The organism is Komagataeibacter xylinus, from assembly GCF_031081985.1.
Taxonomy (GTDB): Bacteria; Pseudomonadota; Alphaproteobacteria; order Acetobacterales; family Acetobacteraceae; genus Komagataeibacter; species Komagataeibacter xylinus_E.
Window position 1 is genome coordinate 601,258 of record NZ_JARWSK010000001.1, and the last position, 17,022, is coordinate 618,279.

Genomic DNA, 17,022 nt, shown 5'->3' on the forward strand with positions numbered 1-17,022 from the left:
CCCGCGCCGGGGCCGGGCGCATGAAAACGATGGTGCCGGACAACCAACCGGCGCACGCATAGCCAAGACACAGGATCCAGGTGGAAACAACCATGTTCAAGGGTTCCATGACCGCCCTTATTACCCCCATGAATACGGATGGGTCGCTTGACCTGCCGTCCATGGGCCGCTTCATCGACTGGCAGATCCAGCAGGGCGCTGCCGCACTCATACCCGTTGGCACCACGGGCGAAAGCCCGACCCTGACGCATGATGAACATGCCAAAGTCGTTGAATTCACCATAAAATCCGCAGCCGGGCGCGTGCCGGTCATTGCAGGCGCCGGCTCCAACAGCACGGCCGAAGCGGTGGAGATGGCCCAGCAGGCGCAAAAGGCCGGGGCCTCGGCCGTGCTGGTGGTCACGCCCTATTACAACAAGCCCACGCAGGAAGGGGTGTACCGCCACTTCATGGCCGTGGCCGATGCCATCAGCATTCCCGTCATCCTGTACAATATTCCGGGCCGTTCGGTCATCGACATCTCGGTCGAGACCATGGCGCGGCTGGCGCTGCACCCCAACATCATCGGGGTCAAGGATTCCACGGGCGACCTGCTGCGCCCGCTGCTCGTGCGCCGCGCGGTAAAGAAGCCGTTCAACCAGATCTCGGGCGAGGATGGCACCGCGGTCTCGTTTCTCGCCGCGGGTGGCGATGGCTGCATCAGCGTTACCGCCAATGTCGCCCCGGCACTGTGCGCGCAGGTGCAGCAGAGCTGGAATGATGGCAACGTGATGGATGCCATGGAACTGCAGGACCGGCTGCTGCCACTGCATGACGCCCTGTTCTGTGAAAGCAACCCCGTGCCGGTCAAGTTCGCCGCAAGCGTATTGGGACTGATGGGCGAGACCTGCCGCCTGCCTCTGGCACCGCTGACCGATGCCAGCCGCGCAAAGGTGAAGGCAGCGCTCGATGCTGTCGGGCTGCTGGACTGAACCATGGCCAGCAAGAACAAGGGCAGCGGCATGATCTCGACCGGGATCGCAGCCCAGAACCGCAAGGGTCGCTTCAACTACTCCATCCTTGAAACGGTGGAAGCGGGGCTGGTGCTCAAGGGACCGGAAGTCAAAAGCCTGCGCATGGGGCGCGCCACCATCAACGAGGCCTATGCCGGTGAACGCGATGGGGAATTGTGGCTGATCAACAGCTACATTCCCGAATATCAGGGTGGCGTGCTGTCACGTTTCGAGCCACGCGCGCCGCGCAAGCTGCTCCTGCACAAGAAACAGGTGGACAAGCTGCTCGGTGAGACCGCGCGTAACGGCGTGACCCTGGTGCCGCTGGACATTCACTTCAACAGCCGCGGCCTTGCCAAGCTGACGCTGGGCGTGGGCCAAGGCCGCAAGAAGGAAGACAAGCGCCACGCCATAGCCGACCGCGACTGGGCCCGCGACAAGGCCCGCCTGCTGCGCAACAAGGGCCGCGAAGACTAAAAAACCAGTTTAAAGTGGGCGTGATCCGAACACGCCTGACACAAGGCACAAAAAAAACAGGGCCATTCCTTGCGGGATGGCCCTGTTTCTATTCATTCACCCAACCACGCCAGCCTCAGGCTGGCGTGGGGCAGGGGAAAGTATTCAGTCAACCGACAGGGCGGCGGCTTCGGGGCCTTTCTGGCCTTCAACAACCTGCACGTTTGCCGTCTGGCCTTCCGTCAGGCCGGACAGGCCCGAACGCTCAAGGGCGGAAGCGTGGACAAAGATGTCCTTGCCGCCGTTCTCGGGCGTGATGAAGCCGAAGCCCTTGGTCGCGTTGTACCACTTGACCGTGCCGCGCATGTCCTGCGCGTGCGACAGGTCAGGGGCGGGGCGACCGGAGCGCGAGAAGCCGGCGCGCGCACCGGGTGCCGCGCCAAAGCCACCGCCACGGGGGCGCTCGGGCTGTGCCGTGCTTTCATCAACGGAAAGGACGCTGGCGACCTGGCGGCCCTTGGGGCCCTGACCGATCTGCACAACCAGCGTGGTGCCCGGCGCAACCGTGGCATGCCCGGTGGGGTTCAGGGCATTGGCGTGCAGAAACACGTCACCCGAACCATCGGACAGCTCAACGAAGCCGAAGCCCTTTTCGCTATTGAACCACTTTACGGTGGCGCTGATCTCTGGCCCGGATGCGACGATCTGGGGACCACCACCTCCACCACCAAAGGAGCGGCGCGGCGGCGGCGCGGAGGCGCGGTCACCAAATGAAGGCGACGACATGAAATCATCGTCAAACCCGCCGCGGCGCGGGGAGCGGGAGCTGCGGTCGGTCCTGTTACTTCTCAACGGTCGTAATCCCGAGGTCTAGGTGGCGGATGTCCCGTTGTGGAACACCACCGAATGAAAGCACGTTTGCAGGATGGAGACTGGCCTGCCCTGGCCTTGGACCGGGGTTTAGGCGGCGGCGGCTCAGGAAAACTTTTTCCATCCTACGGTGACCCTAGCATAAATCGCATCGGCATCAACAACACCAAAGCATATTCCCACCTTTGGTTGCCACACGAATTTTCATCCTGACCAGTTTGTGAGGGGCAGGAATGCAAAAAGGGGGGAACGCAAAGATATAAATTAAATGCACGATTGTACTTGATTTCTAGACGCAGTCGCACATTATCGCCACAAATCCCTGATTCAATTGCCCCCTTGCAGAGATAAGAAAAAACGCCATGCCCGATACATCTCCCCCCCGGCGCGGTCGGGGCCGACCGCCAAAAAACGCCCGTGCACCCGAGGGTACACGCGCCATGCTGGTTCGCGCAGGTGTTGATTTACTGACGGAAAAAGGCTTTTCCGCCACCTGCGTGGATGACGTGCTGAACGCCACGGGCATCTCGAAGGGGTCTTTTTATTACTGCTTCAGCAGCAAGGAAGATTTCGGGCAGGTCCTGATCGAGGACTACGCCAGATCTTTCAACGCCAGGCTGGACCTGTGGCTGCAGGAGCCGGACACGGCCCCGCTGCAGCGCCTGCTCAACTTCGTGCATGACGTGCGCGCGAACATGCAGCATCACGGTTTTCACCGGGGCTGCCTGATCGGCAATCTCGGGCAGGAAATCGACATGCTGCCCGATTCGTTCCACGGCCTCCTGCTCACCATCATGCACGGGTGGGAAAAGCGCGTGAACGCCTGCCTGCTCGCAGGCTTTGACACGCGCGCCACCGCCGCGCAGAAGCGCACCTGCATGCAACTCGCCCGCTATTTCTGGATCGGGTGGGAAGGGGCGGTGCTGCGGTCCCGCATGGAACACACGCCCGAACCGCTGGACCTGTTCACCACATTCTACATGGCGCAGGCGGCAGCGGCCCTGGGGGTCAAGCCACCTGCGTGCCAGCCACCGGCTACCCCGCGCGTATCGCCCGCACGGCCTGCGCCCGCGCAAACAGTTCAAGCAGCAAACTGACCGCCTGCCTGCGCCCGCGCAGGGCGGGGGGCGCCTTATCGGGCGGGGTATCGACCAGCCTGCGGGCATCCTGCGCTGCAAGCCTGAGCAGCATGTCAACATGCAGCGGGCTGGCCAGCCGCAGGTCGGGCAGGCCGGACTGGCGCCTGCCGGTCAGGTCGCCACCGCCACGCAGGCGAAAATCCTCATCGGCAATCAGGAAGCCGTCTTCCGTCTCGCGCAATAGCGCCAGCCTGCGCCGCGCGGTCTGGCCGAGCGCGCTGTCATGCAGCAGGAGGCAGTAGGATTCCGCCTGCCCACGCCCCACGCGCCCGCGCAACTGGTGCAGTTGCGCCAGGCCAAAGCGCTCGGCATGCTCGATCACCATCACCGTGGCATCGGGAATATCCACCCCCACCTCGATCACGGTGGTGGCAACGAGGATGCGCGTGCGCCCGGCGGCAAAATCGGCAATGGCCTGCTCGCGCAGCGTAATATCCTGCTGGCCGTGCGCCAGCCCCACGGCATCAGGCCCAAAATGGGCGGCAAGGGCATGATGCCGGGCCTCGGCTGCGGCAATGTCAACGGTTTCGCTCTCGCTTACCAGCGGGCACACCCAGAATATCCGCGCCCCGCGCGCCAGCGCCCGTTCCATCCCCGCCAGCAGGTCATCCATGGCTGAGAGCGCATGCAACGAGGTACGCACCGGCTTGCGGCCCGCAGGCTTTACATCCAGCCGACTGACCAGCATGTCGCCCCATTGGGTCAGCAGCAGCGAGCGGGGGATGGGGGTGGCGGTCATGACCAGCACGTCGGTCTGGCGGCCTTTCTCGCCCAGCATGGCGCGCTGCTCCACGCCAAAACGGTGCTGCTCGTCAATCACCGCCAGGGCAAGATCCTCAAACACCACGCTTTCCTGAAACAGGGCATGCGTGCCGATCACCAGCCGGGCCGTGCCATCGGCAATGCGGGCCAGCGCCTCGCGCCGGGCCTTGCCCTTTACGCTGCCGCTAAGGAACGCCACCGGCACGGGGGAGAGTTTTTCAAACGTGGCCAGATGCTGGCGGGCCAGAATTTCGGTCGGCGCCATAAGGGCTGCCTGATGGCCTGCCTCCACCGCGCCGAGCATGGCCAGCAGCGCCACCAGCGTCTTGCCCGCCCCCACATCGCCCTGCAGCAGGCGCGTCATCTGGCGGGGGGCGGCAAGATCGGCATCGATTTCCGACAGCGTGCGGGTCTGGGCCGTGGTGGGTTCATGGCCAAAGCGCGACAGCGCCACCGCGCGCAAACTGCCATCACTCACGATGCTGCGCCCCGGCCGCAGGCGGTTGAGCCTGCGCGCCTGCGCCATGGAAACCTGCTGGGCCAGCAGGTCATCACACGCAAGCCGCGCCCGCGCCCGCTCGGATGCCCCGATCAGGGCCTCGCCCTCCATCAGCTCGGGAAAGTCGCATGGGCGGTGCAGCGTGCGCAGTGCCTGCTCGAAGCCGGGCCATTTGCGCTGCGCCAGCACGCTGGCATCCTGCCATTCCGGCAGGGCGGGAAACACATCGAACGCCGCCCGCATGGCGCTGCGCACCTGGCTTGGAAACAGCCCCGCCGTCAGCGGCCAGACCGGGTCGAGCAGCGGAATTTCAGCAAGCCTGGCCTGCGGCACCAGATAGTCGGGGTGCGCCATGCTCAGCCGCTCCCCAAAGCGCTCCAGCGTGCCCGACACGGCAATATCCTGCCCGGCCTCAAGCCTGCGCACCTGATGGGGGGAGAAGAACACCAGTTCCGCCTCCGCCGTGCCATCACTCACCACCACGCGCCACGGCCGCCTGCCACGCCCGCCGCCCGGCGCTGGCGGCACCACGCGCGTGATCGTGACCAGCAGCGTGCACACCCGCCCGGTTTCCGCCTCGCGCAGGGCAGGGCGGTAACGCCGGTCCACCACCGATTCCGGCAGGTGGAACAGCAGGTCGATCACCCGCCTGCCTCCGGCCACCCGCGCCAGAAGCTTCGCCGTTGCCGGTTTCACGCCCTTCAGGCTTTCAACCCCCGCAAGCAGCGGGGCAAGAAGGGAACAGGCGGGGAGGGTGGTGGTATCGAACACGCGGCGGTTCATCCTGCGGGGTGGCATGCTTGTCATGCGGGCTGACATATGCCCGCATGAGGGCTATAGGACACCTGCGTTACGGAACAAAACACAACCATACAGGGGTGGAACGCAATGGAAGCCAGAACGCCTGATCTCTCCCGTCTCGATACGCGGCGGCGCAAGATCTATTACCGCGCCACGCATCGCGGCACGCATGAAACCGACGTGCTGATTGGCGGGTTCGTCGCCCCCCGGCTCGAGGGCATGACCGAAGCCGAGCTTGACGCGCTCGAAGCCGTGATGGACCTGCCCGATGCCGACCTGGCCGACTGGCTGAGCGGCCGCCGCCCGGTGCCGCCCGAACTCAATACGCCCATGATGCAGCAGATCATGGCCGATGCCACCGATCCCGCCCGCCTTGCTGCGATCCGGGGCGGAAAATGACCGATACGGCAGGTTTCTCGCTCGCACCCGGCACCCCCGTTCCCGTATGGGGCGTGCCGGATGGGTATGACGCCTTCCTGCTCGCCCGCCGCCTGGGCGAGAACGAAGGCCCCGTGCTGCATGTGTGCCGTGATGATGCCTCCATGGCGCGCATTGCAGACCAGCTGGCCTTTGTCGCACCCAAAGCGGAAATCCTCCGCTTTCCGGGCTGGGACTGCCTGCCGTATGACCGCGTATCGCCCAACCCCGCCATCATCGCGGAGCGGGTGGCGACCCTGACCCGCCTGCTGGAAAAGGCGACCACGCCCCGCATCGTGCTGACCACGGTGATGGGCGCCATCCAGCGCGTGGCCCCGCGCGCCGCCTTTGCCGGGCAGTCCATCACCATAAAGACCGGTGAAAGCCTTGATGCGCCTTTCCTGATGGAACTGCTCATCGCCCACGGCTACAACCGCACCGACACGGTGATGGAGCAGGGCGAGTTCGCCACCCGTGGCGGCATTTTCGATATTTTCCCCGCAGGCGAGGCCGAACCCGTGCGGCTTGACCTGTTTGGCGACGAGGTGGAGAACATCCGCCGCTTCGATCCCGGCACCCAGCGCTCGACCGCAAAGATCGACAGCCTGACCATGCGCCCGGTGGCCGATTTCAGCCTCGACCCGGCCTCCATCTCGCGCTTTCGCACCGGCTGGCGCGACCTGTTTGGCCCCGCTGCGGCCAATGACCCGCTCTACCAGCACATATCGGATGGCAGGCGGCATGCGGGCATGGAGCACTGGCTGCCCCTGTTCCATGAACAGATGGAAACGCTGGTGGACTACCTGCCCGGCGTCACCATCTCGCTCGCCAACCAGGCCGGGGAGGTGCTGGCCACAAGGCTTGAAATGATTGCCGACCACTACGACGCCCGCAAGCAGCCCACGCGGGAAGGCGAGGTGCCTTACCGCCCGCTGCCACCGCACCTGATGTATCTCGACCGCAAGGGGTGGGATGCGATGATTGCGGGCAAAAAGGCCGTGGTGTTCATGCCCTTCGCCCAGCCCGATGGCGCGCCGGGCATGGATGCGGGCGGCAGGCCGGGCCAGATGTTCGCCAAGACCGTGACCGAAGGGCGCGAGAACGTCTTTCCCATGCTGCATGCACGCGTTGAGGAATGGGCGCAGACCGGCAGGCGCGCCTATGTCACGGCCTGGACGCGCGGCTCGTGCGAGCGCATTGGCGTGCTGCTGCGCGAATACCGCCTGCCGGTGCAGACCTTTGCCACATGGAAAGAGGCGCAGAAGCTCAAGCCCGGCACGGTGGGGCTGCTCACGCTGGGGCTGGAACGCGGGTTTGTTGCCGACAACTTCGCCTTCATCTCCGAGCAGGACCTGCTCGGCGAGCGGATCTCGCGCCCGCCGCGGCGGCGCAAGAAGGCCGACCAGTTCATATCCGAGGCTTCCGAGATCGCGGAAGGCGACCTGATCGTCCATCAGGATTACGGCATTGGCCGGTATGACGGGCTGGAGACCATTGGCGTGGGCACCGCGCCGCATGACTGCCTGCGCCTGATCTATGATGGCAACGAGAAGCTGTTCCTGCCGGTCGAGAACATCGAACTGCTCAGCCGCTTCGGCTCCGACCAGGCGCATGTGGCGCTCGACAAGCTGGGTGGGGTGTCGTGGCAGTCGCGCAAGGCGAAGATGAAGCAGCGCATCCGCGACATGGCGGGCGAGCTCATCCGCACAGCCGCCGCGCGCGCCCTGCGTGAAGCCCCGGCGCTGACGCCCGAAGAAGGGCTGTGGGATGAATTCTGCGCCCGCTTCCCCTTCATCGAGACCGAGGACCAGTCCCGCGCCATTGCCGATGTGCTCGACGACATGGCATCAGGCAAGCCGATGGACCGGCTGGTGTGTGGCGATGTGGGCTTTGGCAAGACGGAAGTGGCGCTGCGCGCCGCCTTCGTTGCCGCCATGTCAGGCGCGCAGGTGGCGGTGGTGGTGCCAACCACGCTGCTGGCCCGCCAGCATTACCGCACGTTCTCCGCCCGCTTTGCCGGGCTGCCGGTCAATGTGGCGCAGCTTTCACGCATGGTCACGGGCAAGGAGGCCACCGCCGTGCGCAAGGGCCTGGCCGATGGCACGGTCAATATCGTGATCGGCACCCATGCCCTGCTGGCCAAGACGGTGAAGTTTGCCGACCTTGGCCTGCTGATCGTGGATGAAGAGCAGCATTTTGGTGTGGCCCACAAGGAAAAGCTCAAGGCCCTGCGCGAGGACGTGCATGTGCTCACGCTCTCGGCCACGCCGTTGCCGCGCACGCTGCAACTCGCCCTGACCGGCGTGCGCGAGATGAGCCTGATCGCAACCCCGCCCACCGACCGGCTGGCGGTGCGCACCTTCATCATGCCGTTCGACAGCGTGGTGATCCGCGAGGCGATCCAGCGCGAGCGCTTCCGCGGCGGGCAGGTGTTCTGCGTGGTGCCGCGCATCGAGGATCTCGACCGCATGGCCGCCCGCCTGCACGAGATCGTGCCCGACGCCAGGCTGGTGCAGGCCCATGGCCGCCTGACACCAACCGAGCTGGAACGGGTGATGACCGAGTTCAGCGATGGCAAATACGACATCCTGCTCTCCACCAACATCGTGGAAAGCGGGCTGGACATGCCTGCGGTCAACACGCTCATCATCCACCGCGCCGACATGTTTGGCCTGGGCCAGCTCTACCAGTTGCGCGGGCGCGTGGGGCGCGGCAAGCAGCGTGGCTATGCCTACCTGACCTGGCCACAGACACATGTGCTCTCGGCCGCAGCCCAGAAGCGGCTGGAAGTCATGCAGACACTCGACACGCTAGGCGCGGGCTTCACGCTGGCCTCGCACGACCTTGACCTGCGTGGGGCGGGCAACCTGCTGGGTGATGAGCAGTCGGGTCATATCCGCGAAGTGGGCATCGAGCTGTACCAGCAGATGCTCGAAGATGCCGTGGCCGACCTGCGCACCGAAAAGGGGCGGCGCAAGCTGCAGGACCGGGACTGGACGCCCAACATCATCCTTGGCCTGCCGGTGCTCATACCCGACAGCTACGTGACCGACCTGCCGGTGCGCCTTGGCCTGTACCGCCGCATCGCGGCCCTGGCCAATGATGCGGAGGTCGAGGCGATGGAAGCCGAACTGGTTGACCGCTTCGGCACGCTGCCCGATGAGGTGCGCAACCTGCTGGACGTTGTAACACTCAAGCGCCTGTGCCGCGAGGCGGGCGTGGAACGGCTCGAAGCAGGCCCCAAGGGCATGGTCATCCAGTTCCGGGGCAACACCTTTGCCAACCCGGCAGGGCTGGTGGCATGGATTGCCCGGCAGAAGGAAGCCAATGTGCGCCTGAGGCCCGACCACAAGCTTGCGATCATACGCGAGATGACCAACGCCCAGCGCATCACGCAGGCGCGCAAGGTGCTCGGCGCGCTGGTGCGCATGGTGCATGAGGAGGCAGGCGTTTCGGCCTGAAAACGGGGGGTGCCTTTTTCTTATAAAGGCACCCCTCTCTGAAGCTTTTAGAAAAAAGCTTCACCAGACACTTCTTTCAGTCGGTGTCCGTTCACAAAAAAACCTGAAAGGCCAATGCAGCCTGTCAGGTTTCTGATCCATTTAAGGGGCTGGATGCCCTTCAGCGAATGGGCAGCGGAATGTGATTGACGGTCATGACGCCACCCTCCCAACTGACATCCCATCCCGTTCCGCCTGAGGCCGATTTATGGCCAAACAGCTTGGCCAGAATCAGGGCGGCGCTTGCACGGGTCTGACCCGCGTTGCGCAGGGTCTCGATCACGGCATCAAGGTTCTGTACCTGAATATGGCCATTGGCGGATGACGCATCGGTATTGCCTGTCAGGCTGGCGTCGCCATTGCCGGTAATCTGCATGGCGCCGCGCTGGGCGGTGAGTGACGAGACATGCAGCGGCACCATGACAGCCTCGGTCGGGTGGCCGGTAATGGCAGCGGCAAGCGGCACGAGCGATGCGCTGGGCACCGAGGCATTGGCCGTGGCCTGCTGGGGCAGGGCATTGACCAGAAGCGTGTTGTGCGAGCCGGTTATGCCAATGCCCTGCGTATCGAGCGTAAGGGTGGCGGGGGCGGTGTCGCCCTTGGCGCCAGCAAGATGCAGATGCGCGCGGTGGAAGGAGAGCTTCGTCTCCCCGCTGCTCAGCAGCCCGTCCTGCCAGATCAGGTCATAGCTGCGGCCCGCGCGCAGCCCGTCCATGATGGGCGTTGCGGCGGAGACGAAATAATCCTGCGCGCAGCCCTGCGAGTGGTGGCCCGTCAGGGTGGCGAGCAGCACGAGGGAGGCCACGTCCTCCATGTCGCGCAGGGCCTGCGGCTCCAGCCCCGTGCCGCTGGCAGCAATATCGCCCGCGTGAAAGGTCTGGTGCACGTTGCCCGCCAGGGCCAGGTCGTAATTATGGCCGGCCAGTGTATTGCTGCCATGCGGCTGGCTACTGGCAAGCTGTGCGCTGGCGCAGGTGCCTGGCAGGGCCGTCGCCTGCGCCGTACCCATGCACGACAGGGCGGCGAGGACCGTGGTGAGAAATATTTTTTTCATTTGCAGTACAAGGTGGCGTGAATAGGCAGCGGATGCAATCGGGTATAATCTCCGCCGTCTCCTCATAGCATCAGGCTACCGCCTTCACCATGCTCCGCAGACTTGATTCCTTCCTGCTGTGCCTGCTGGCTACCGTTGGCATGGCCAGCGTGCTGCCCTGTAGGGGGATGGGGGTGAGGGTGTTCAATATCCTCGCCATCATCATGATTGCGAACATGTTTTTCCTCCAGGGCGCGCGCCTGTCGCGCCGGGCGGTAGTGGAGGGAGTGACCGGGTGGCGCATCCATCTCGCCATCGTGCTCTGCACGTTCACCATGTTTCCGCTGCTGGGCATGGGCCTGCATGCGGCCTTTCCACGCCTGCTTGATGGCCCGATGTGGACGGGCCTGCTGTTCCTGTGCTGCCTGCCCTCCACCGTGCAGTCCTCCATCGCGTTCACCTCGATTGCACGCGGCAACGTGGCGGCGGCCATCTGTTCGGCAACGCTGTCCAACATACTGGGTATTTTCATAACACCCGTACTGGTGGGCATCGTGCTCAGCCGCCATGCCAGCGGGGGCGGCGGGGGGATCATGCCCATCGTGGGGCAACTGCTCGTGCCCTTCATTGCGGGGCAGGCGCTTCAGCCCTGGATCGGGGGCTGGGCGCACCGGCACAAGAAGCTGCTTTCCTTCTCTGATCGGGGGTCGATCCTGGTGGTGGTCTATACCGCCTTCAGCGAGGCCGTGACCCAGGGGCTGTGGCACCGCCTGCCAGCAAGCCAGCTTGGCCGCGTGGCATTGGCCGATGCGGGATTGCTGGCGCTGGTGCTGGGGCTGACCCTGCTGGTGGGGCGCATGGGCGGCTTTGCGCGGGCGGACCGGATTGCCATCGTGTTCTGTGGTTCCAAGAAGTCTCTGGCATCAGGCGTGCCGATTGCCAGCGTGCTGTTTGCACCCACCGAGGTGGGGCTGATCGTGCTGCCACTCATGATCTACCACCAGATCCAGCTTTTTGCCTGTGCCACGCTGGCACGGCGTTTTGGTGCGGCGCAGGCGGATTGACCCCATCTTCCCCCTCGCGCATGGCGGCCCGGCCCGGTATGTAGGCAGGCCGACAATGCCCGCCGGGCATGACAACCGCACGAAATGGTGGAGAGAGATGACAGGACTGGACCCGGATAACTGGGATGCGCTGCGGGCCTTGGGCCACCAGATGGTCGATGACATGATGGACCGCCTGTCCACCCTGCGCGAGCGCCCGGTGTGGCAGCCCATGCCGACCGCCCTGCGCGCGCAGTTGCGCACCGGCCTGCCGCACGCGCCCACCCCGCCGGAAGAACTGTACGCCCGCTTTCGCGAACTGGTCGAACCTTATTCCACCGGCAACGTGCATCCCGGCTTCATGGGCTGGGTGCATGGCGGCGGCACGGCGGTGGGCATGCTGTCGGAACTGCTGGTGGGGGGACTGAACGCCAATTGCGGCGGCCGCGACCATGCGCCCATCGAGGTCGAGCGCGAGGTGATCCGCTGGGGTGCCGAGATGTGCGGCTTCCCGGCTGAAACCACGGGGCTGCTGGTCACCGGCTCCTCCATGGCCAACATGATTGCCGTCATCACCGCCAGTCGCGCCGTGCCTGATGGGCTGAAGATGCGGGCTGCTGGCGTGGGCAGCCGCAAACTAGTGGGCTACGCCGCCGCCACCGCGCATGGCTGCATTTCGCGCGCATTCGACCTGACCGGGCTGGGCACGGACAGCCTGCGCGTGATCCCGGTGGATGAACACAACCGCATGGTCCTGCCCGCACTCGAGCAGGCCATCGCGCGCGACCGCGCGGCGGGGCTTGAGCCGTTTATCGTGATCGGCACGGCTGGCACGGTGGATACCGGCGCGATTGATGACCTGAACACCCTGGCCGACATCGCCGCACGTGAGGACATCTGGTTCCATGTCGATGGCGCATTCGGCGCGCTGGCCATGCTATCCGACACGCTGCGGCCAGGGCTGCGTGGGCTGGAGCGCGCCGATAGCGTGGCGTTTGATTTCCATAAATGGGCGCAGGTGCAGTACGATGCAGGCTGCATCCTCGTCCGCCGCCCCGGCGCGCAAATTGATGCCTTCGCCCAGTCCCGCGCCTATCTGGCGCGTGAGGACCGGGGCCTTGCCACCAATGGCCCGTGGTACTGCGATCTCGGCCCCGACCTGTCACGCGGGTTCAGGGCGCTGAAGGTGTGGATGACGCTGGGCACCTATGGCGCCGATGGCATGGGCGACATGATCGCCAACTGCTGCGCCATCGCCCGCCACCTTGCCGCCCGGGTGGAGGCCAACCCCCGGCTGGAACTGCTGGCTCCCGTGACCCTGAACATCGTGTGCTTCCGCATCATCGCCCCCGTGGAGGATCTGGACCTCTTCAATGGCGAGGTGGTGAAAGACCTGCATGAAAGCGGGATTGCCGCACCATCCACCACCATCATCAACGGCCACAAGGCCGTGCGGGCAGCCATCGTCAACCACCGCACCACCACTGCGGATGTTGACCGCATGCTCGACGCGCTGCTCGAACTTGCCGACCGCAGGCTGGTCGCAGCCTGAAACACTGTTTGAAAACAACACATTGATAAAAAACGACAAAAGTTTTTGAGTGCCGCCTTTTTTCAAAAAGGCGGCGTTCTTTGAAAAAAACTTTCTTATGATGTCTGGATGTTTTCGGGCTGACTTTTCAGGCAGTCTCTAAAAAAGCCCCGCGCCAATGACATGGCGCGGGGCAGGGAAGCGGGAAGCCGTCAGCGGCTGCGTCGCGCCCCCCGCGCTGATTCCTCGCCAAACAGCTCGGACAGCTTTTTCATCATCGTGCCGCCAAGTTCCTCGGGGTCGGTAATGGTCACGGCGCGCCGGTAATAGCGCGTCACGTCATGGCCGATGCCAATGGCCAGCAGTTCGGTCGTGGTCCGCGTCTCGATATGGGCGATCACCTCGCGCAGGTGGTTCTCGAGGTAGGAACCGGGATTGGCTGACAGCGTGCTGTCATCCACCGGCGCGCCATCGGAGATCACCATCAGGATGCGCCTGCCTTCAGGGCGGGCGGCAAGCCGGCGCTGGGCCCAGAGCAGGGCCTCGCCATCAATGTTTTCCTTAAGCAGCCCCTCGCGCAGCATCAGGCCAAGGTTGCGCCGCGCACGCCGCCACGGCATGTCGGCCGCCTTGTAGATGATATGGCGCAGGTCATTCAGCCGACCCGGATTTTCAGGCTTGCCCGCCTGCACCCATTCCTCGCGGCTACGGCCACCTTTCCAGGCACGGGTGGTAAAGCCGAGCACTTCGACCTTCACCGCGCAGCGTTCGAGCGTACGGGCCAGGATATCGCCGCACATGGCGGCCACCGAGATGGGGCGGCCACGCATGGAGCCCGAATTGTCGATCAGGAGCGTTACCACCGTATCGCGGAAATCCGTATCACGCTCGCGCTTGTAAGACAGCGAGAGCATGGGATTGACCACGATGCGCGAAAGCCGCCCGGCATCGAGCATGCCTTCCTCGAGGTCGAACTCCCACGCGCGCGTCTGCTGCGCCATGAGCTTGCGCTGCAGGCGGTTGGCCAGCTTGGAGACCACGCCCTGCATGCTGACAAGCTGCTGGTCGAGCGTCTGGCGCAGGCGGAACAGTTCTTCCGCGTCGCACAGGTCCTCGGCGGCGATTTCCTCATCAAAAACGGTGGTAAAGGCATGGTAGCCGCGTTGTGGCTCCGCTTCCTCCGCATCACCCTCGGCTGGTCCACCGGCTTCTTCCGACCCGCTGGCCGAGCCACCCTGCTCGCCATCATCGGGTTCGTCATCACTGGCACCGGTGCCCTGCGACATCTGCATGGGCTGGTTGTTGTCATCCTCCTCCGGGCCGTCCTCCTGGGCGTCGGGGGTGGTGTCGTCCGAGGGTTCCTCGTCTTCGCTGTTCGCGGCCTCGGCATCATTCGTGCCGTCATCCGCCTCTTCCTCCGGCGTGGTTTCCTGCTGGAGCAGGTCGCACGCCATGAGCAGACTGCGCGCGGCCTGGGCGAATTCCTGCTGGCTGTCCTGCCGTGCCGCCATCTCGTCAAGGGCGCGGCGGGCGGCGGGCGGCAGGTCATCGGCCCAGCGCGCCATGAGTGCGCGCATGGAGTGCGGCACCGGATGGCCAGACATGTGCTCGCGCGCCAGCAGGCCCAGCGCGAAGGGCGTAGGCAGCTTTGTGTGGCTGGGCAGGCGGTCAAGGCCCATATCGGCGCATTCCTGCGCCAGGCGGGCATCAAGATTGGCGGCCACCCCGGCCATGTGCCGCGCGCCCAGGCTTTCCACCCGGGCCTGCTCGAGCATGTCATACACTTCGCGCGCTTCACCCGCGGGGGGGCGGGCACTTTCATGCAGGGGCGCGTTGTGGTGGCGCAGGCGCAGGGCGGCAGCATCGGCTGCACCGCGCATGCGGGTCATTTCCGCCTCGGTCATGCGCCGCGAGGGGTGGGGCAGGCGCACATGGGTGCCGGTAACCGACACGCCGGAAGGCACGGGACCATTGAGGAACGAGACCTCGGTCTGCGCCTGCCCGCCCACGGCCCGCACGGCGCCAACCGTGGCACGCTTGAAGTGCTCGGCGGCGCGGGCTTCATCCTCGGCCTGCGGGGAGGGGGTCTTTTTCCGGTTCTCGTGCATGCGTGCCTGCCCTGTCATCAGCCCCGTGGCGCCAGCGGGCTGGCGTTGAAGCAACGCTGGTAATACTCCGCCACCGTGGGCCGCTCCGCCTCATCGCACTTGTTGAGGAACGTAACGCGGAAGGCGAAGGCAAGATCATTGAAAATACGGAAGTTTTCTGCCCAGCTTATGACCGTGCGCGGCGACATGACGGTGGAAATGTCACCCGCAATGAAGCCCGAGCGCGTAAGGTCCGCCAGCGCCACCATGCTTTCCACCCGCTTGCGGCCGGCTTCGTCCTTTTTGGGGTCGATGCCCATCTTGGCCAGCACGATGGCGGTTTCCTGCGCGTGGGGCAGGTAGTTGAGCGTGGTCACGATGTTCCAGCGGTCCATCTGGCCCTGGTTGATCTGCTGCGTGCCATGATACAGGCCGGTCGTATCGCCCAGACCCACCGTGTTGGCCGTGGCGAACAGGCGGAAGAAGGGGTGCGGGCGGATCACGCGGTTCTGGTCGAGCAGCGTCAGGTGACCTTCCACCTCCAGCACGCGCTGGATCACGAACATCACGTCGGGCCGGCCGGCGTCATATTCATCAAACACCAGTGCGCAGGGGTGCTGCAGGCCCCACGGCAGCAGCCCCTCGCGGAATTCGGTGATCTGCTGGCCATCCTTGAGCACGATCGCGTCCTTGCCGATCAGGTCGATGCGCGAGATGTGGCTGTCGAGGTTGATGCGCACGCTCGGCCAGTTGAGGCGGGCGGCGACCTGCTCGATATGCGATGACTTGCCGGTGCCATGATAGCCCTGCACCATCACGCGGCGGTTGAAGGCGAAGCCCGCCAGGATGGCCAGCGTGGTGTCATGGTCGAATTTATATGACGGGTCGATATCGGGCACATGATCCGTGCGCACCGAGAAGGCGGACACCTTCATGTCGCTGTCGATGCCGAACACATCACGTGCCGAAACCTGCAGGTCAGGCGCATTGACGGCCGAAATGGCGGGAAGTGGCGTGCCGTTGGCATCCACAGCGGCAGTTGTCAGGTCTGCTGGTTCGTTCATCTGCTTTATCTCGTCCGTCACTTCGTCTGTTAAGGCCCACCATGACAGCGCAGGGCGGCATATCGGGTCCTGAGTATAAACATATCTGTAACAGATCGGCCATAATGATGGCGCGACCGGTTTCAGGCGCGCCGGGCCACGTCCTCGCGCGCGCTGGTGGCCACCAGGTGGGCGCGCACGGTGGTGTAGGCGATGTTGATGCCCTTGAAGCGCTCTTCGGCCTTGCGGTCGCCGCCATTCGCATCGGGGTGATGCTGGCGGGCGAGCTGTTTGTAGCGGGTCTTGAGCTCTTCCATCGACACGGGCCAGCCCAGGTCGAGCACGCCAAGCGGGTAGCGCAGCGCAGGCGGCGCGTCGGCCCGGCGGTCCTCGTCCTGCTGGCGGCGGGTGCGGGTGCGCGCGCGCGCCTTGGCAGCCCCCTTGAGCAGGTCGAGCGGGTCGATCACGTCATCCTCGCTGAACGCGCGGGCGGCACTGCCCTGGCCCAGCTTCCATGAAGGACGGTCCCATGAGGCATCGGCGCGGATATGCGCCTCGATCTGGCCGGGTGACATGCCGCGATAATAGTCCCACCGTGAATTGTATTCACGCACATGTTCAAGGCAGAACCAGAAATACTTGTTCAGCGCATCACGCGAGCGCGGGGCCCGGTAGCCTGCGGGCTGGTCGCAGCCATGCATGTCGCAGCAGCGGTCCGGCGCATCGGGATCGGGGTCAAAGGCGCGGTGCCGGGTGTTCCTTCTCTTCATCATTCCCGTTATGTGCGCCTGTCCATGCTTCGTGCAAGAGCGAAGCTGTGCAATGAATGATCCCGCTATCATGGAGCCG

The 17,022-nt window shown here is 64.8% G+C and carries 13 protein-coding genes; 7 read left to right on the plus strand and 6 right to left on the minus strand.

The window, feature by feature from the left end; translation table 11 throughout:
• The first annotated feature begins 92 nt into the window (after positions 1 to 92).
• Positions 93 to 971 (plus strand): 4-hydroxy-tetrahydrodipicolinate synthase, encoded by an 879-nt coding sequence (gene dapA, locus QEG70_RS03060; protein ID WP_374762532.1) that lies wholly within the window; start codon positions 93 to 95, stop codon positions 969 to 971.
• A 3-nt stretch (positions 972 to 974) separates the two neighbouring features.
• Positions 975 to 1,469 carry an SsrA-binding protein SmpB gene (smpB, locus tag QEG70_RS03065; RefSeq protein WP_308719303.1) on the plus strand — a complete coding sequence of 165 codons (495 nt, stop codon included), beginning with the start codon at positions 975 to 977 and terminating at the stop codon, positions 1,467 to 1,469.
• A 144-nt stretch (positions 1,470 to 1,613) separates the two neighbouring features.
• On the opposite strand, the gene QEG70_RS03070 is transcribed toward smpB, so the two are convergent.
• Positions 1,614 to 2,300, minus strand: a complete 687-nt coding sequence (locus tag QEG70_RS03070) for a cold-shock protein (RefSeq protein WP_308719304.1) — start codon at positions 2,298 to 2,300, stop codon at positions 1,614 to 1,616.
• A gap of 380 nt (positions 2,301 to 2,680) precedes the next feature.
• Here QEG70_RS03070 and acuR point away from each other — a divergent pair, with 380 nt between their 5' ends.
• Complete coding sequence (gene acuR, locus QEG70_RS03075) at positions 2,681 to 3,415, plus strand: acrylate utilization transcriptional regulator AcuR (RefSeq protein WP_475704680.1); 735 nt, start codon at positions 2,681 to 2,683, stop codon at positions 3,413 to 3,415.
• Here acuR and recG read toward each other — a convergent pair.
• Entirely contained in the window at positions 3,354 to 5,501 is a 2,148-nt protein-coding gene (recG, locus tag QEG70_RS03080; RefSeq protein ID WP_308719441.1) for an ATP-dependent DNA helicase RecG, read from the minus strand. The two genes, acuR and recG, sit on opposite strands and share 62 nt — an antisense overlap.
• Before the next feature lie 105 nt (positions 5,502 to 5,606).
• Here recG and QEG70_RS03085 point away from each other — a divergent pair, with 105 nt between their 5' ends.
• Positions 5,607 to 5,918, plus strand: coding sequence for a succinate dehydrogenase assembly factor 2 (locus QEG70_RS03085; RefSeq protein ID WP_130730934.1), 312 nt, complete (start codon positions 5,607 to 5,609; stop codon positions 5,916 to 5,918).
• Positions 5,915 to 9,397 (plus strand): transcription-repair coupling factor, encoded by a 3,483-nt coding sequence (mfd, locus tag QEG70_RS03090; RefSeq protein ID WP_308719306.1) that lies wholly within the window; start codon positions 5,915 to 5,917, stop codon positions 9,395 to 9,397. Before QEG70_RS03085 ends, mfd begins: the two co-directional genes overlap by 4 nt.
• Before the next feature lie 160 nt (positions 9,398 to 9,557).
• Here the strand turns inward: mfd and QEG70_RS03095 are convergent, their stop codons facing one another.
• Positions 9,558 to 10,490: a hypothetical protein gene (locus tag QEG70_RS03095; protein WP_308719307.1), complete on the minus strand. Its 933-nt coding sequence runs from the start codon at positions 10,488 to 10,490 to the stop codon at positions 9,558 to 9,560.
• Between the two features lie 89 nt (positions 10,491 to 10,579).
• On the opposite strand from QEG70_RS03095, the gene QEG70_RS03100 reads away from it, so the two are divergent.
• Positions 10,580 to 11,533 carry a bile acid:sodium symporter family protein gene (locus QEG70_RS03100; RefSeq protein WP_308719308.1) on the plus strand — a complete coding sequence of 318 codons (954 nt, stop codon included), beginning with the start codon at positions 10,580 to 10,582 and terminating at the stop codon, positions 11,531 to 11,533.
• A 97-nt stretch (positions 11,534 to 11,630) separates the two neighbouring features.
• Positions 11,631 to 13,064, plus strand: coding sequence for a pyridoxal phosphate-dependent decarboxylase family protein (locus tag QEG70_RS03105; protein ID WP_308719442.1), 1,434 nt, complete (start codon positions 11,631 to 11,633; stop codon positions 13,062 to 13,064).
• 191 nt (positions 13,065 to 13,255) lie between these two features.
• On the opposite strand, the gene cobT is transcribed toward QEG70_RS03105, so the two are convergent.
• The 3 genes from cobT to QEG70_RS03120 all read right to left on the minus strand — a co-directional run bounded on the left by cobT (position 13,256) and on the right by QEG70_RS03120 (position 16,946).
• Entirely contained in the window at positions 13,256 to 15,151 is a 1,896-nt protein-coding gene (cobT, locus tag QEG70_RS03110; protein ID WP_308719443.1) for a cobaltochelatase subunit CobT, read from the minus strand.
• 17 nt (positions 15,152 to 15,168) lie between these two features.
• Positions 15,169 to 16,194 (minus strand): cobaltochelatase subunit CobS, encoded by a 1,026-nt coding sequence (cobS, locus tag QEG70_RS03115; protein WP_308719309.1) that lies wholly within the window; start codon positions 16,192 to 16,194, stop codon positions 15,169 to 15,171.
• Positions 16,195 to 16,316: 122 nt separating this feature from the next.
• Positions 16,317 to 16,946: a J domain-containing protein gene (locus QEG70_RS03120; protein ID WP_308719310.1), complete on the minus strand. Its 630-nt coding sequence runs from the start codon at positions 16,944 to 16,946 to the stop codon at positions 16,317 to 16,319.
• Positions 16,947 to 17,022: the final 76 nt, after the last annotated feature.

Bases quoted from the DNA above. Each gene is read 5' to 3' on its own strand.
- smpB (WP_308719303.1), top strand. From the start codon at position 975: ATGGCCAGCAAGAACAAGGGCAGCGGCATGATCTCGACCGGGATCGCA.
- recG (WP_308719441.1), bottom strand. From the start codon at position 5,501: ATGAACCGCCGCGTGTTCGATACCACCACCCTCCCCGCCTGTTCCCTT.
- QEG70_RS03095 (WP_308719307.1), bottom strand. From the start codon at position 10,490: ATGAAAAAAATATTTCTCACCACGGTCCTCGCCGCCCTGTCGTGCATG.
- QEG70_RS03120 (WP_308719310.1), bottom strand. From the start codon at position 16,946: ATGATGAAGAGAAGGAACACCCGGCACCGCGCCTTTGACCCCGATCCC.
- mfd (WP_308719306.1), top strand. From the start codon at position 5,915: ATGACCGATACGGCAGGTTTCTCGCTCGCACCCGGCACCCCCGTTCCC.
- acuR (WP_475704680.1), top strand. From the start codon at position 2,681: ATGCCCGATACATCTCCCCCCCGGCGCGGTCGGGGCCGACCGCCAAAA.
- cobS (WP_308719309.1), bottom strand. From the start codon at position 16,194: ATGAACGAACCAGCAGACCTGACAACTGCCGCTGTGGATGCCAACGGC.
- dapA (WP_374762532.1), top strand. From the start codon at position 93: ATGTTCAAGGGTTCCATGACCGCCCTTATTACCCCCATGAATACGGAT.
- cobT (WP_308719443.1), bottom strand. From the start codon at position 15,151: ATGCACGAGAACCGGAAAAAGACCCCCTCCCCGCAGGCCGAGGATGAA.
- QEG70_RS03085 (WP_130730934.1), top strand. From the start codon at position 5,607: ATGGAAGCCAGAACGCCTGATCTCTCCCGTCTCGATACGCGGCGGCGC.
- QEG70_RS03105 (WP_308719442.1), top strand. From the start codon at position 11,631: ATGACAGGACTGGACCCGGATAACTGGGATGCGCTGCGGGCCTTGGGC.
- QEG70_RS03100 (WP_308719308.1), top strand. From the start codon at position 10,580: ATGCTCCGCAGACTTGATTCCTTCCTGCTGTGCCTGCTGGCTACCGTT.